12 protein-coding genes and 1 tRNA gene are annotated in these 14,482 nt (G+C 75.1%); 2 read left to right on the top strand and 11 right to left on the bottom strand.

Annotated features, from left to right (window positions below):
• Positions 1 to 23: 23 nt before the first annotated feature.
• The 8 genes from C892_RS0115625 to cysS all read right to left on the bottom strand — a co-directional run bounded on the left by C892_RS0115625 (position 24) and on the right by cysS (position 9,092).
• On the bottom strand, positions 24 to 917 hold the full coding sequence (locus C892_RS0115625) for a Rossmann-like and DUF2520 domain-containing protein (protein WP_017557974.1): 894 nt from the start codon (positions 915 to 917) through the stop codon (positions 24 to 26).
• A gap of 213 nt (positions 918 to 1,130) precedes the next feature.
• Positions 1,131 to 1,373: a hypothetical protein gene (locus C892_RS0115620; protein ID WP_017538132.1), complete on the bottom strand. Its 243-nt coding sequence runs from the start codon at positions 1,371 to 1,373 to the stop codon at positions 1,131 to 1,133.
• Between the two features lie 356 nt (positions 1,374 to 1,729).
• Positions 1,730 to 3,466: a PH domain-containing protein gene (locus C892_RS0115615; RefSeq protein ID WP_017557973.1), complete on the bottom strand. Its 1,737-nt coding sequence runs from the start codon at positions 3,464 to 3,466 to the stop codon at positions 1,730 to 1,732.
• Between the two features lie 3 nt (positions 3,467 to 3,469).
• A complete protein-coding gene (locus C892_RS0115610) occupies positions 3,470 to 4,078 on the bottom strand; it encodes a PH domain-containing protein (RefSeq protein ID WP_017557972.1) in 609 nt (202 codons plus the stop codon).
• 74 nt (positions 4,079 to 4,152) lie between these two features.
• On the bottom strand, positions 4,153 to 4,965 hold the full coding sequence (gene nshR, locus C892_RS0115605; RefSeq protein WP_017557971.1) for an NshR/TsnR family 23S rRNA methyltransferase: 813 nt from the start codon (positions 4,963 to 4,965) through the stop codon (positions 4,153 to 4,155).
• A gap of 1,432 nt (positions 4,966 to 6,397) precedes the next feature.
• Positions 6,398 to 6,470 (bottom strand) — tRNA-Thr (locus C892_RS0115600).
• 52 nt (positions 6,471 to 6,522) lie between these two features.
• Positions 6,523 to 7,500 carry a 23S rRNA (guanosine(2251)-2'-O)-methyltransferase RlmB gene (gene rlmB, locus C892_RS0115595; protein ID WP_017557970.1) on the bottom strand — a complete coding sequence of 326 codons (978 nt, stop codon included), beginning with the start codon at positions 7,498 to 7,500 and terminating at the stop codon, positions 6,523 to 6,525.
• 188 nt (positions 7,501 to 7,688) lie between these two features.
• Positions 7,689 to 9,092, bottom strand: a complete 1,404-nt coding sequence (gene cysS, locus C892_RS0115590; RefSeq protein WP_017557969.1) for a cysteine--tRNA ligase — start codon at positions 9,090 to 9,092, stop codon at positions 7,689 to 7,691.
• A gap of 183 nt (positions 9,093 to 9,275) precedes the next feature.
• On the opposite strand from cysS, the gene C892_RS0115585 reads away from it, so the two are divergent.
• Positions 9,276 to 10,844 (top strand): DUF2637 domain-containing protein, encoded by a 1,569-nt coding sequence (locus C892_RS0115585; protein WP_083934393.1) that lies wholly within the window; start codon positions 9,276 to 9,278, stop codon positions 10,842 to 10,844.
• A gap of 264 nt (positions 10,845 to 11,108) precedes the next feature.
• Here the strand turns inward: C892_RS0115585 and ispF are convergent, their stop codons facing one another.
• From ispF to phoU, 3 genes are all read right to left on the bottom strand, one after another.
• A complete protein-coding gene (gene ispF, locus C892_RS0115580; RefSeq protein ID WP_193374783.1) occupies positions 11,109 to 11,582 on the bottom strand; it encodes a 2-C-methyl-D-erythritol 2,4-cyclodiphosphate synthase in 474 nt (157 codons plus the stop codon).
• A 37-nt stretch (positions 11,583 to 11,619) separates the two neighbouring features.
• The gene (locus C892_RS0115575; RefSeq protein WP_026124387.1) at positions 11,620 to 12,102 is read right to left on the bottom strand and encodes a CarD family transcriptional regulator; all 483 of its coding nucleotides are present in this window, start codon (positions 12,100 to 12,102) and stop codon (positions 11,620 to 11,622) included.
• Between the two features lie 420 nt (positions 12,103 to 12,522).
• On the bottom strand, positions 12,523 to 13,185 hold the full coding sequence (gene phoU, locus C892_RS0115570) for a phosphate signaling complex protein PhoU (protein ID WP_017557968.1): 663 nt from the start codon (positions 13,183 to 13,185) through the stop codon (positions 12,523 to 12,525).
• Positions 13,186 to 13,308: 123 nt separating this feature from the next.
• On the opposite strand from phoU, the gene C892_RS0115565 reads away from it, so the two are divergent.
• On the top strand, positions 13,309 to 14,466 hold the full coding sequence (locus C892_RS0115565) for a sensor histidine kinase (RefSeq protein WP_026124386.1): 1,158 nt from the start codon (positions 13,309 to 13,311) through the stop codon (positions 14,464 to 14,466).
• Positions 14,467 to 14,482: the final 16 nt, after the last annotated feature.

Genomic DNA, 14,482 nt, shown 5'->3' with positions numbered 1-14,482 from the left:
GGTGCGGTCGCGGGGGGCGGTCCTCACGCCTGGAGGACGTCCAGCAGGCGTTCGGCGTCGTGCGGCTTGAGCAGGCCCGCCTCCAGGGCGCGGTCGGCGGTCAGCCGCGCCAGGGCGACGTAGGCCGGCACGCTCTCGGGGGCGTGGGCGCGCAACCGGGCCAGGTGCCCCTGGACGGTGCCGGCGTCGCCGCGCAGCACCGGGCCGCTGAGCCCGTCGATGCCCAGGCGCAGGGCGTTGTCCAGCGCGGCCCCCAGGAGCGGGCCGAGCATCCGGCCGGGGTCGGCGACGCCGGCGGCGCGCAGCTGCTCCCGGCTCTCGGCGACCAGGGTGACCAGGTGGTTGGCGCCCCCGGTGAGGGCGGCGTGGTAGAGGCCGCGGCGCTCCTCGGCGATCCAGACCGGCTCGGCGCCCATCTCCACCACCAGCGCCTCGGCGATGGGGCGCAGCGCCTCCGGGGCGCTCACCCCGAAGCTGCAGCTGGCCAGGCGGTCCAGGTCCTCGGGGCGGCCGGTGAAGGTCATCACCGGGTGCAGCGCCATCGGCAGCGCACCGGCGTCGGTGGCCGGGGCCAGCACGCCGTGGCCGCGGCTGCCGCTGGTATGCGCCAGCAGGCGCCCCTCCAGGGGGGCGCCGGTCTCGGCCAGCCCCCGCACGAGCGGCTCCAGCGCGTCGTCGGGGACGGTCAGCAGCACCAGCCCGCTGGCGGCGACCACCTCGGCCGGCTCCATCACCCGGGCATCGGACAGCCGCTCGGCCACCCGCCACCGGGACGCCTCGGAGACGGCGGTGGCGGCCACCACCCGGTGCCCCGCGCGCTCCAGCGCGGCGCCCACCGCCGACCCGACCCGCCCGGGGCCGATGACACCGACGGCGAGCCGGGCCGGGCGGTCCCGCGTGTCCTCGCTTGCGCTCATGGTCGGTCCTCACAACACCTGGCCTGCTCGGTTCCGGTCCCTGGCGGGTACCGGACGCTGTCGGCCAAGCTTACTTCTCCTCCCGGGGCGCCCGGTCGGCGCGCCCCAGCACACGGCGCCGGCGCCGGTCCGAAGCGGACCGGCGCCGGTTCCGCCCCGCGGGGCGCCACCGCGGGGAGGGGGGTCGTCGACCCGCGCACGGCGGGCCCGGGGTCACCCGTTGATGACCATCACCCCGGAGTTCCAGCAGTTGCCGTTGGCCTGTCCCAGGATGGCCGTGGCGTTGCCGCAGCCGTTGGCGCCCACGTTGGCGTCGATGTGGGCGACGTTGCCGCTGACGACCGAGCCGTTGCCGGACGAGCCGCTGTTCACGTCGGCGAAGGCGGGCGCGCCGGCGGCCAGGACGGCGGCGGAGGCGGCGGCGACGGCACCGGCGGCGAGGGTCTTCTTCAGCACTGGCTGTCTCCTTTGCGTGCCGGACGGGGGGATCTCCGGCCGGCGAGAGTGTGGGTACTTCGCTCGAGTCCTGCGCAGGCTCGAGCACCATCTACCCACGAGAACGCCGCGTTTCATAGGCGTCCACCTGCATTCATCACCGTGCGCACCTGTCTCTGGACGCACTGTGAGGCGACTTTTCCGGACTTTCCCCGGCAGTGGCGGCCGGCGATGTGATCCAGGGCACACCGGTTCGGGGTGGTTTCACGCCCTCCTTCCGGGGCGTTTCGGCTCGAAGAGTTCCGACCCGGTTCCGGTCCGGCGATTCCGCCGGTTTCCGTCGGCGGCCCCGGCCGGGAACGGGCCTCAGGCGGACCTCAGGACGGGTCGCTGCGGGTGGCCCAGCGCTCGGGACCGCCGGCGCGGGTCCGGGCCTCCTGGCCGAGCCGGGACAGCGCGTCCACCGCGCGGCGCGCCTCGGCGGCGTCGCGGCCGGCCGCCCACGCGCGCACCGGCCCCGGCGGGGTGTCCACCGCCACCGTGGCCCGGCCCAGGCGCCGGCCCAGAGGGCCGGCCTCCATCCGCACGCTCTGCAGCCGGGCGTGCGGCACGTACTCGGTGACCGTGCACAGCACCCCGCGCCGGGTGGCGAACAGCCGGTCGTCGAAGCCCATCGCCGGGCCTGCGGGGCGGCGCCCCCGGGCCGGGCGCAGCGGCACCTCGGCCGCGCGCGTGCCCGGGAACGCCTCGTCGAGCAGGGCGTAGGCCAGGCCCCGCGGCGCCACCGGGAGCAGCGTCGAGGAGTCCATCTGGCGCTCGCCCACGTACCCGGCCACGTTGGCCTCGACCCGCACCACGCCCAGCGACCGCCACAGCACCGGCTCGACCACGCGCACCGCCTGCACCCGCCCCGGCGGCACCGTCTGCATCCGCGCCTGGAACGCCCCGTAGCGCAGCCGCAGCCCGTCCGGGGAGAGGGAGGCGTAGAAGTCGGTGTAGCGGATGAGCGGCCCGAGGAAGCCCCGCACCAGCCCGAGCAGCAGCGGGACCGCGCCGCCCAGCACCCCCGGCTCCGCGAACGCGAACCCGGCGACCATGAGCAGCATGAACGCCAGGAACGCGGCGAGCACGGGGAGCCGGAAGGCCAGCGCCCCCAGCAGCAGCCCGAACGGCAGCCGGTACAGCGGGCGCTCGGGCGCCTCGGGCGCGTTCCGGGCCAGGCCGGCGGCGTGCGCGAGCAGGGCCGCGCGCAGCCGTTCGGCGCGGGGGCGGGCGAGGTAGCGCAGCCGCACCTCCCCGGTGTCGCCCCCGGCGAGCTCGATCCGCAGCTCGGCCAGACCGAACACCTGGGCCAGCACCGGCCGGACCACGTCCACCGCCTGCAGCCGGCTCAGCGGCACCTCGCGGGAGAGCCGGCGCACCAGGCCCTCGTGCACCACCAGGTGGTCGCCCCGCAGCTCGAAGCCGCTGTTCCACCAGGACAGCATCGCGTGGGCGGCCGAACCGCAGGCGACCGCCAGCACCGCCAGCGCGGACCAGGCCACCCCGAAGGGCAGCAGCACCGGCCCCAGCACCGCCAGGAAGACCACGGTGGACACGGCGGTGCGGAAGGCCGCCGAGCCCCAGTGCGGGCGCTGCGGCCCGTGCACCACGTCCTCACCGGGGCGCGGCGGCGGCCCGGGCGGGTGCGGGGGCGGTCCCGGGGGGCCGCCCGGTCCACCGGGGGCGCCGGGCGGCAGGAAGCGGACGTTGCCGCCGCCCCCGAACGGGGACGGCCCGTGGCCGGGCGGCGGAGGCGGAGGCGGGCCGGGCGGCCCGGCGGCCGCGGCCTGCGGCGGGTGCCGCTCGGGGTGGGGCGGCCCCGGCGGGGGCGGGGCGGCGTGCGGGGCCGAGGCGTGCGGCGCCCACAGCGGCGCGGGGCGGCCCTGCGGGCCCGCTCCCCCGCCGCGCAGCCGTCCGGGGTCGACCCGCGGGGGCGCCACCTGCTCGACCGCGTTGGTCTCGGTGGGACCGGTGACCTCCCGCAGGGGCCGCGGCTCCGGTCCCGCCGGGCCCTGCGTCGCCCCCGGTCCGCGCGGGGGCCGGGCGTGCTCTTCGGCTTCGGGGTCGCTCACGCGTCACAGTCCCGTCGAGAAGGTCTCGCTGCGCGCGGCCAGCCGGTCGCGCAGCAGCACCGCGTCGTCCAGGCCCAGGCCGGGGATGCGGGTGTCGGCGGTGGTGGCCGCCGTGCGGACGCGCACCGTGGCGATGCCCAGCGCCTGCTCCAGCAGGTCGGCGGTCACGTCCACCACCTGCATGCGCCCGTAGGGGACCACGACGAGCTGGCGGACCGCCGTGCCGTGGGTCAGGTACAGGTCGGTGGGGCCCTCGGCGTAGCCCCAGGACCGGCGGGCCGCCCCGGCGGTGAACCAGGCGGCGGCCAGCGCCAGCAGGGCCGCGGCGGCGGGGACGGCGGCGGCGCCGGGGCCCAGCCACAGCCCGGCGGCCACGGCGCCGACGACCCCGCAGGGCACCGCCACCGCGGCGGCGACCACCCGGCGGTAGGCGTCGAGCGCCGGCAGGACCCGGGTCCACGCCGTGCCCTCGGGCGGGGCGAAGGCCTCCTGCGACCGCTCCCCGGGGGCGTCCGGCGCCCCGCCCGCGCCCTCCGGTTCCGTCGCGCGACCGTCCTCCGCGGCCCCGGGCCGCGGTTCGCGGTGCTCTGAGTCAGACGCGGCGAATTCCACGATTCCAGTCAATCATCCCGGGGCCGCCGCGCGCCGCTGCGCCGTGCGGCGCGGGGCGGACCGGGCGCCGGGCCTCAGCGGCCGACCGCGAAATTGCGCTGCGTGCGCTCGTGCAGGGTGATGCCGACCGACACCGAGACGTTGAGCGATTCGGTGGAACTGAACATCGGAATGGTGACCGTGGCGGCCGCGACGTCCCGGAAGGGGTCGGACGGCCCGCCCTTCTCACTGCCGAAGAGCAGCGCCAGCCGGCCGCGCAGGTCGCCCAGGCCGCGCACCGGGAGGTCGCCGTGGGCGTCCATGACCGCCAGCGACATGTCCTCGGCGCCGCGCACGAAGTCCACCGCCTGCTCCCGGTCGGCCAGCACCACCGGGAGGGAGAAGACGTAGCCCCGGCTGGAGCGCAGCAGCCGCCGGTCGGCGATGGTGGACAGGTCGCTGTCGACCAGGACGATCCCGGCCGCGCCCAGCGCCAGCGAGGTGCGCACGATCGCGCCGATGTTGCCGACGATCTTGACCCCGTCGAGGATCACCACGTCGCCGGAGCGCCGGGCGATGTCGGCGAACTTCGCCGGGCGCGGGACCCGCGCGATGCCGAAGGTCTTGGCCTTGCGCTCGCCCTTGAACAGCTGGTTGACGATCCCGCTCTCCATGAGCCGGGCCGGAACGCCCTCGCGCTCGCACAGTTCCAGGAGCTCGGGCGGGAAGGGGGCGGCGTCGCTGCTGTAGATCTCGATGAACTCGACCCCGGCGGCGATGCTCTGCATGAGGGGTTCCACGTCTTCGATGAGCGTGGTCTTGATATTCGACCGCGAGCCTTTGGTGACATCGGCGATCCGCTGCACGGCGGGGTCGGATTTACTCGTGATCGTTTCCAGGTCGGCCATGCGGCGATCCTACCGTCTCCGGATCACACACGGCCCCTACCAGGGAAGACACCCCGGACTCGACCGCCCCGCGGCCGCCCCGCGAACACTGGGGGCCACATTCCGCGGCGGGAAGAATGCATCGGAAAACAGTTCATGGAATTGTCGGAGAATCCTCTGCACCACCACCCCGACCCGGGAATCGCGCGGAAAGCCCCGGGGCCGCGGGGCCCTGGTCGAGAGCGGCGACGGAACAGCGGGCGCCCCGCTCATGGGCCCCGGCCGGGCCGCGGGTCGACGGAGTGCCAGGGGGAGGGCGGCGACGAGGAAGCGGGGCGGTTCCCCAGGGTCGCCGGTCGGCCGCCGGGCCTCTCGCGGTCCGGGTGATCAGCGGCAACGACGGCGCAGCCGGTACCCCGCTCACTCGCCGCGGCCGGGTGCCGGCGCCCCGGGGGTACCGGCGATGAGCAGCAACGACGGTCGGCCGGTGCCCCGCTCACGCCTGCTTGCCGGGCGGCGGGTCGCCGGAGTGCCAGGAGGAAGGCGGCGACGAAGCGGGGCGGTGGTTCCCCGGTGTTGCCGGTCGGCCGCCGGGTGGCCGGTGGTCCGGGGCGATGGCGGCGACGGCACGGCTGGTGCCCCGCTCACGCCTGTCGGCCGGGCGGCGGGGCCCTTCGGTGCCAGGGGAACGGGCGGCGACGAGGAAGCGGGGCGGTTCCCCCAGGTCGTGTCCGGTGGAGTGGTGGAGCTTTCGGCCGCGTCCTTGTGAGCGGTGCGGCCGCTGCGGCGCGATCGGAGACCCCGCCCCGGGTGCGCGCCCCCTCATTCTTGCCGTTGATCTCGGGCAAGTCGGGGTAATACCGGCGGGTATTACCCCGACTTCCCCGAGATCAACAAGGGTGTCGGTGCGGGCGGCGGGCAGTGCTCCCCCGGGGGCGGACTGGGGCCCGCAGAGTTCCACCACGCCGGCGGACACGACCCCGCCACCTCCCCCGGACCACCGACCACCCGGCGGCCGGCCGGCGGCACCGGGAAACCGCTTCCCCCTGTCGTCGCTGCTCATCTCCCTGCGCCGGAGGTCCCTGGCGCCCGGCAGGCAGGCGTGAGCGGGGCACCGGCCGTCCCGTCGTTGCCGCTGTTCCCGGACCGCGAGAGGCCCCGCGGCCGACCGGAGGCACCGGGGAACCGCCCTGCCATCGTCGCCGCCGCCTCCCCCTGGCACTCCGGCGGCCCGCCACCCGGCCGGGGCCCGAGAGCGGGGTAGCGGTCGGGCCGTGGGCAGCGTCTTCTCCTGGAGCGCGAGGATCCCGGCGGGCGACCCACGGCGCAGGGGAACCGCCCCGCGTCCTCGTCGTCGCCGCTCACCCGGGCTTTCGGTGTCCTGCCCACGTAAGGCGAACCCGGGAGACCGCCCTCCGTCGCCGGAGCGTCGTCCCAGGTCCGCCGTGTTCGGAGCCGGCGAGGGGAATCGAACCCCTAACCTATCGCTTACAAGGCGATTGCTCTGCCGATTGAGCTACGCCGGCCGGCGTCGTCGGCGGGGCCGCCGACACCCAGTCGAATGGTACCGGTTCGCGCCTACTGCACGGGCGACCGGCGCCGGGCGACCTCGTAGAGGGCGACCCCCGCGGCGACGGACGCGTTGAGCGACTCCGCCCCGGTGATCGGGATGCCCGCCACCGTGTCGCAAGCCTCCCGCACCAGGCGGGACAGCCCCTTGCCCTCGGAGCCGACCACGACCACCAGAGGGTCCTCCGCCAGCGTGATCGCGTCCAGGCGGACGTCCCCCTCGGCGTCCAGGCCGACCGCGAACAGGCCGTCGCGCTTGTAGCCCTCCAGCGCCCGGGTCAGGTTGACCGCCTGGGCCACCGGAAGCTTCGCCAGCGTCCCCGCCGAGGTCTTCCAGGCCGCCATGGTCACGCCCGCCGCCCGGCGCTCGGGCACGAGCAGGCCGTGCGCCCCGAAGGCCGCCGCCGAGCGCGCGATCGCGCCCAGGTTGTGCGGGTCGGTCACCCCGTCCAGGGCGACGATCAGCGGCGCCTGCCCCGCCGCCCGGGCCCGCTCCACCAGGTCCTCAGGGTCGGCGTAGCGGTAGGGGCGCACCTGCATGGCCAGGCCCTGGTGGGCCGCGCCGGGCAGGCCGTTGCTGTCGCAGCGCCGGTCCAGCTCGGCCCGGGTGACCTCGTGGATCTCCAGCCCCGCGTCCCCGGCCAGCCGGGTCGCCTCGTTCACCCGGGCGTCCGGGTCGAGGCTGTTGGCCACGAACAGGCGCACCGCCGGCATCCCCGCGCGCAGCGCCTCGACCACCGGGTTGCGGCCGATGAGCAGCTCGCCGCCCGGGGCCTGGCGCGGAGCGTCGCCGCCGTCCGGGCGCCCCTGCGGCCCCGGCGCCCCGGCCCGCCCGGCGGAGGAGGACTTGGCGGCCCGGGACTTCTGCTTGCCCGAGTACCAGTGCCGCTCCTCCTTGGGCAGGGTGGTCTTCTTGCCTTCGAGCGAGCGCCGGTTCTTGCCCCCGCTGCCCTTGGTGGGGCCCTTCTTGTTCTTCTTCGCCGGCATGGTGGACCGTCTTCTCTGCTCGGTGTCGGGTGTGCTCGTGCGCGGACGCGCCGAGGCTCGGGCCGGTCCCCGGCCGCTCGGGCCGGCGCGCACCGGGCGCCGCGAAGCCCCTGCCGACCTGTGATGATAGGCGCTCCACGCGGGTGCCCCCGCCGCGCGGGCGGGGGCGCCCGAGCATGCCGGGGCGCTCAGCCCCGGCGCAGCTCCCAGCGCGGCCCCTGCGGGGTGTCCTCCACCGCCACGCCGGCCTCGGCGAGCCGGTCCCGGATGGCGTCGGCCGCCGCGTAGTCCTTGCGGGCCCGCGCCGCCTGCCGCTGTTCCAGGGCCACCGAGACCAGGGCGTCGACCACCTCGCGCAGCCCCTGCCCCTCGCCGGCGGACCACTGCTGCGACTCCGGGTCCAGGCCCAGCACCCCGAGCATGGCGCGCAGCTCCGCGGCCAGCTCGGCGGCGCGCTCCTTGCGCCCCTCGCCCAGCGCGGTGTTGCCCTCGCGCACGTGCCCGTGGACGACGGCGAGCGCCTGGGCGGTGCCCAGGTCGTCGTCGAGCGCGGAGGCGAAGGCGTCCGGGACGCGCGCGGCCGGCCGCACCGGCCCGGCCAGCTCGGCGGTGCGGGTGAGGAACCCCTCGATGCGCTGGTAGGCGGCGGCCGCCTCGCCCAGCGCCTCCTCGGAGTAGTCCAGAAGCGAGCGGTAGTGCGCCTGGCCCAGGTAGTAGCGCAGCTCCACCGGGCGCACGCGCTGCACCATGTCCTTGATCAGCAGCGAGTTGCCCTGCGACTTGCTCATCTTCTCGCCGCCCACGGTGAGCAGTCCGTTGTGCATCCAGTAGCGGGCGAAGCCGTCGCCCGCCGCCCGGGACTGGGCCAGCTCGTTCTCGTGGTGCGGGAAGACCAGGTCCACCCCGCCGCCGTGGATGTCGAAGGCGGAGCCGAGGTACTTGGTGGCCATCGCCGAGCACTCCAGGTGCCACCCGGGGCGGCCCTCGCCCCACGGCGTCTCCCAGCTGGGCTCGCCCGGCTTGGCGCCCTTCCACAGGGCGAAGTCGCGCGGGTCGCGCTTGGCCGAGTCCGAGTCGGTGTCGCCGGCGCCGAGCATGTGCTCCACGCGCTGGCCCGACAGCGCCCCGTACTCGGGGTGGGAGCGCACGTCGAAGTAGACGTCGCCGGAGCCGTCCTCGGCCGGGTAGGCGTGGCCGCGGTCGATCAGCCGGCGCATCAGCGCGACCATCTCCGGCACGTGGCCGGTCGCCCGCGGCTCCACCGTGGGCGGCAGGCAGCCCAGTGCGTCGTAGGCGGCGGTGAAGGCCCGCTGGTTGCGCTCGCTCACCGCCCACCAGGGCACGCCCTGCTCCTCGGCGACGCGCAGGATCTTGTCGTCGATGTCGGTGACGTTGCGGCACAGCGTGACGCTGTACCCGCGGTAGGTCATCCAGCGCCGCAGGATGTCGAAGGTGACCCCGGAGCGGATGTGCCCGATGTGCGGAGCCGCCTGAACCGTCGCCCCGCACAGGTACAGCGAGGCACACCCCTCGTGCAGGGGGGTGAAATCGCGGACCTGGCGGGCTCGGGTGTCATGGAAGCGCAGACTCACGGTCCCAAGGGTAGCCGCTCCCCGCCCTCCGCCGCGGCCCCTCGGCGCAGTCGGCCCGCCCCGGCCGGACCGCGCGGCGCCCCCCCCGCGGACGGCGCCGATTTCCCGACGTGCCGGGCCTTTCGGCCACTTTCGGGCGGATCCTCGTGTTCCCCGCCGCCGCTGGGCTAGTCTCTGCCCACGATGGCCGTGAAATCCTCCTCTTCCGCTCCTTCTCCGGCACGGCGGCGCCCCGCGGCCGGCCCCCCTCCCGCGGGCGGGCCGCCCGGCCGGCGCGCTCCGCGCGGTCCGCGCACCGCCGCCATCGGGCTCACCGCCCTGGGCGTGCTGCTGATCGCCGCCTGCGCCGTCGTCCTCTCCTACAACGGCATCTACCAGCTGGCCCTGCAGGGCAACGTGCCCCCGGACCGGGCGCACCTGTACCCCGGCGTCTTCACCCTGCTGCTCCTGCTGGCGTTCTGGGCCAGCTTCCTGCTGCGCGCGGCCGCGCGCCCGCAGCGCCTCCAGGTCGACGGGCTGATCCTGCTCCTCATCGTGGCGGCGGCCGGAGCCGCGGCGCTCTCGGCGAGCGAGCAGCGGCTGGTCGGCGCGGTCGCGGTGGTCGTGGCCGCCGTGGCGCCCTGGGTGGCGCTGCTGGTGGCGTTCGTCCTGTTCATCCGGGTGTGGCGGCACCTGAACGGGGAGATGCCCGACCGCCGTGCCCGCCGCGCCGCGCGCCCGGCCTCCGAGGGCGCGGCACCGGAGGGCTCAGGTCAGGGCCCCGGCGAGGACGGGGAGGACGAGAGGGACGGCGAAGACGGCGGGGAGCGGACGGAGAAGGCGACCGCCCCCGGCCAGGGGGCTTCGGCGGACGCGGACGAGCCGGTCGAGGAGCCGAACGAGAAGCCGGGCGGCGACGGGCCCGCCGGGCCCGAGGCGCCCACTCTGCTCTGGCCGCGCGCGGGCGCGCGCACCGGCACCGGGGCCCCCTCCGCCGAGTCCGCAGCCCTGTCCGGCAACGACGAGGACACCGACCCGGTGGCGGCGGTCCGCGTGCTCCGCGGATCCGAGCCGCGCGGCCGGACCGATGACGACGGGGAGGACGGGGACGACGGGGAGGACCGCGCCGGGGCCGGCGGCCTCGCCGAGGCGGAGCAGCCCGGGGAGGAGCAGGACACGGAGGAGCCCGACGACGCGTCCGGTCCCGGCGCCTCGGCCCCCGCCGCCTCGCCGACCACCTCCCTGCGCCCCGAACTGCCCAGGCGCGACCCCGACGCCGGCAACCCGATCAAGCGCGCCGCCGAAGAGCCCCCGGTCCCCGAGGGCGGCGCCCCCGTTCCCGAACCGCTCCCCGACGACGAGGACGGGGGCGTCCGGGACCGAGCCGTCCCGGACGCGGAGCCCGACCTGGAAGACGTGACCGGAGCAGACGGTGTCGCCGGTGCGGACGGCCCGGAGGGCGGCCTGGACGGTGCGGGCGGCCTGGACGGTGCGGGCAGTGCACGCGGTGCGGACGAGGGCTTCGTCGACACCCCGCTCCCCGACGACCCCGCCAGTGACGAGGCCGCCGCAGGGCCCACGGACGTCCCGCCGCCGGACGCCGACGGCCGTGTGTTCGGGACGCCGCCGGGCGCCGAGCCGATGCCCAAGCGCCCGATGGTGCTCAAACCGCGCCGCGCACCGATGAAGGAGTTCCCCGGGGCCGCCGCGGAACCCCCGGCCGGTCGGGTCCGCAGCGGGCCGACCCCGCCGGACGCCCCCGAGGACGACTGACCCCGCCAGACGGACCGAAAATCGGACGTCGTCGCCGCCCGAATCGTGCCCTCTCGGACACGCAGGGAGATCTCCCCTAGCCGGGGACGGCCCACGGCCCCGTTCGGGGCTTCTCCAGGGCCCTGTGCCCCCTGTGCCCCCTGTGCCGGGGGCCGTGCACCGGATGCGCGACGACGACGAGGGGCGCCCGGGGTCTCCCCCGGGCGCCCCTCGTGTACGCGTCGCGGCGCCGCCGCCGGCCGTCCCGGCCTGCGGCGAGGGCCCTCAGCCCTCCGGCGGCAGGCACAGGGCGGTGGCCACCGCCGCGATGCCCTCACCGCGCCCGGTCAGCCCCAGGCCGTCGGTGGTGGTGGCCGAGACGGTCACCGGTGCGCCCACGGCCTCGGAGAGCACCTTCTGCGCCTCATCGCGGCGCGGCGCGAACTTCGGCCGGTTCCCGACCACCTGCACCGCCACGTTCCCGATCTCGAACCCGGCGGCCCGCACCCGCGCCGCCGCCTCGGTGAGCAGCGCGGGGCCCGAGGCGCCTTTCCAGCGCTCGTCGCCGGTGCCGAACTGCGACCCCAGGTCCCCCAGGCCGCAGGCGGAGAACAGCGCGTCGCAGGCGGCGTGCGCGGCGACGTCGCCGTCGGAGTGGCCGCTGACCCCCGTCTCGCCCGGCCATTCCAGGCCGGCCAGGAACAGAATTCTTCCGGACATGAAAGGGTGGACGTCGGTTCCGACGCCCACCCTCGGCATTCTCATCATGGACGTTTGTCGTTCTCTGTGACCGGAATCAGCTCGTGAGGACTTCGTCGAGAAGGGCCTCGGCCTTATCCTCGTTGGTCTTTTCCGCGAGGGCGAGCTCACTCACCAGAATCTGCCGCGCCTTGGCGAGCATCCGCTTCTCGCCCGCGGAGAGTCCGCGCTCCTTGTCGCGCCGCCACAGGTCCCGGACGACCTCCGCGACCTTGTTCACGTCGCCGGAGGCGAGCTTCTCCACGTTCGCCTTGTACCGGCGGGACCAGTTGGTGGGCTCCTCGGTGTGCGGGGCGCGCAGCACCTCGAAGACCCGGTCCAGACCGTCCTGGCCCACCACGTCGCGAACGCCGACCTCTTCGGCGTTCTCGGCGGGCACGCGTACCGTTAGATCACCCTTGTCGACCCGGAGAACGAGGTAAGTCCTTTCCTCGCCCTTAATGGTTCGCGTCTCGATCGCCTCAATACGAGCAGCCCCATGATGGGGGTAGACAACGGTGTCGCCGACCTTGAAAGCCATGTGACAAGTACCCCTTCCGCTACCACAAGGGTACCACGAATCCGTGACTTAACGTACCTATTCCGTTTACGTCAACGCAGGTCAGCGACGGATTTTAGGTCTTGACAAAGCCATCGGGCGGTGCTCGCGGCGACCCCGTGCGCCCCTGCCCGCACGGGTTCCGGCCGGTCGGGGACGGGGTGGCGGGCCTGTTCGGTCACACCCTGCGACGGGTTGTGGACCGCCTCGTCGACCCCCTTGCGGTCCGCCCGCGCCCTGCACCGCCCGCCCGCCCCAGAAGGGAGGGAACGCCCTGCGTACACGTTCAACGCGCGACACCCTCCGATCGAAGCCGGATTCCGACGTGATATACGCCACTTTTCCGCGGGGCCGCTCCCGGCCCCGCGTCCGCTCCCCCTCCCGGAGCCCCGTCCGGGGGCGTCAGGCCTCCGGCTCGAAGTCCTTGGGCTTCTCCCCGGTCACCATGTAGACCAGGTTGTCGGCGACGTGCACCGCGTGGTCGCCGAACCGCTCGTAGAACCGGCCGGCGAGGGTGACGTCCATGGTCGACTCCACCCCGTGCTTCCACTCCGGGGACAGGATCCGGCGCAGCAGCTTGCGGCGCAGCTTGTCCATCCTGTCGTCGTCGCCGTCCAGCTCCAGGGCCGATTCCACGTCGCGGTTCTCCACGACCTCGCCGGCCTTGATGACCAGGAGCTCGGCCTGGTGCCCCATCTCCAGCACGGTGGAGCGCAGCTCGGTGGGGATGGCCGAATCGGGGTGGCGGCGCCGGGCGATCTTGGCGATGTGCACCGCGTGGTCGCCCATCCGCTCCAGATCGCCGGACATGTGCAGGGCGGTGATGATGGTCCGCAGGTCGGTGGCCACGGGCTGCTGTCGCGCCATCAGGTCGAAGACGCTCGCCTCGATCTCCTCGTCGAGGCGGTTCAGCTCCTCGTCCTCGGAGATCACCTCCTGGGCCGCGGTCAGGTCGGCGTCGAGCAGGGCCGTGGTCGCCCGTGCGATGGCGTGGCGGGCGAGCCGCGTCATCTCGATGAGGCGGCCGCCGAGGGCGTCCAGCTCCTCGTGGTAGGTGTCGCGCATGGTCTCAATCGTCCCAGCCACTAGTTGAAGGTCACCGTAAGCATCGGTGAATATTCGCGAAACCTCGGTTGTAACACATGGTCACACGGGTAAAGAGGCGGTCTGTCCGCTTACGATCGAAGTGTGCAAGGCGAACTCGTGACCGCGATCGCGGCCCTGCTCGGGCTCGCGGTCGGGCTCGGCACCGGCCTGGCTCTCCCGCTCGGCCGGGGCCGCACGCCCCCGTCCCCCGACCCTCCGCAACCCTCCGACCTCCCGCCCGGGATCGCCGAGGTGCTGGCCGCGCTGCCCTCCTCGGCGGTGGTGCTGGACCCGGCCGACCGGGTGCTGCGCGCCAGCTCCGCCGCGCGCGCCTACGGCATCGTCCGCGGCGAGGAGCTGGTCATCGGCGACCTGCTGGTCCTGGCCCGCCAGGTGCGCCGGGACGGGGTGATCCGGGAGACCGAGATCGAGGTCGCGGTCCGCAAGTTCGGCCCCGACTCCACCTCCTTCGCGGTGCGCGTCGCCCCGCTGGGCGGCACCGGCCTGGTGCTGGTGCTGGCCGAGGACCAGACCGAGCGGCTGCGCGTGGAGGCGGTCCGCCGCGACTTCGTCGCCAACATCAGCCACGAGCTCAAGACCCCGGTGGGCGCGCTCTCCCTGCTGGCCGAGACCATCTCCGACGCCAGCGACGACCCGGAGGCGGTGCGCCGCTTCACCGGGCGCATGCAGCAGGAGGCCGGCCGCCTCACCCACGTCATCCAGGACCTGATCACCCTGTCCCGGATCCAGGGCGCCGAGCCGATGGCCGACCCCGCCGAGGTGGAGGTCGACGCCGTGATCGAGGAGGCCCTGGACACGGTGCGCACCGCCGCCGACGCCAAGCGGATCGAGCTGGTCGCGGGCGGTGCCGGCGGGCTGGAGGTGCTGGGCGACGAGGGGCTGCTCGCCACGGCGCTGCGCAACCTGGTCTCCAACGCCGTGGCCTACAGCCCCAAGCAGACCCGCATCTCGGTCACGGCCGAGGAGACCGAGAGCGCCGTGGAGATCAGCGTCGCCGACCAGGGCATCGGCATCCCCCCGCAGGACCTCGAGCGCATCTTCGAGCGCTTTTACCGGGTGGACGCCGCCCGCAGCAGGGCCACCGGGGGGACCGGCCTGGGCCTGGCCATCGTCAAGCACATCATGACCCACCACCGCGGTGAAGTCACCGTGTGGAGCAAGGAGGGTTCGGGGTCGACGTTCACACTGCGCCTGCCCCGGACCGAGGACGCGGAGCGGGCCCCGGCACACGCCGGATGACCCCGGGCCGCATCGA

Origin of the sequence: Nocardiopsis baichengensis YIM 90130 (genome assembly GCF_000341205.1) — a bacterium.
Classification (GTDB): domain Bacteria; phylum Actinomycetota; class Actinomycetes; order Streptosporangiales; family Streptosporangiaceae; genus Nocardiopsis_A; species Nocardiopsis_A halophila.
The sequence above is the reverse complement of the archived record's forward strand: the minus strand, read 5'-3'. Positions and strand labels throughout refer to the sequence as shown.

Excerpts from the sequence above, each read along its gene's own strand:
- C892_RS0115625 (WP_017557974.1), bottom strand. The coding sequence starts at position 917 with ATGAGCGCAAGCGAGGACACGCGGGACCGCCCGGCCCGGCTCGCCGTC.
- nshR (WP_017557971.1), bottom strand. The coding sequence starts at position 4,965 with ATGGCCGACCTGGAAACGATCACGAGTAAATCCGACCCCGCCGTGCAG.
- rlmB (WP_017557970.1), bottom strand. The coding sequence starts at position 7,500 with ATGCCGGCGAAGAAGAACAAGAAGGGCCCCACCAAGGGCAGCGGGGGC.
- C892_RS0115585 (WP_083934393.1), top strand. The coding sequence starts at position 9,276 with ATGGCCGTGAAATCCTCCTCTTCCGCTCCTTCTCCGGCACGGCGGCGC.
- ispF (WP_193374783.1), bottom strand. The coding sequence starts at position 11,582 with ATGCCGAGGGTGGGCGTCGGAACCGACGTCCACCCTTTCATGTCCGGA.
- C892_RS0115575 (WP_026124387.1), bottom strand. The coding sequence starts at position 12,102 with ATGGCTTTCAAGGTCGGCGACACCGTTGTCTACCCCCATCATGGGGCT.
- phoU (WP_017557968.1), bottom strand. The coding sequence starts at position 13,185 with ATGCGCGACACCTACCACGAGGAGCTGGACGCCCTCGGCGGCCGCCTC.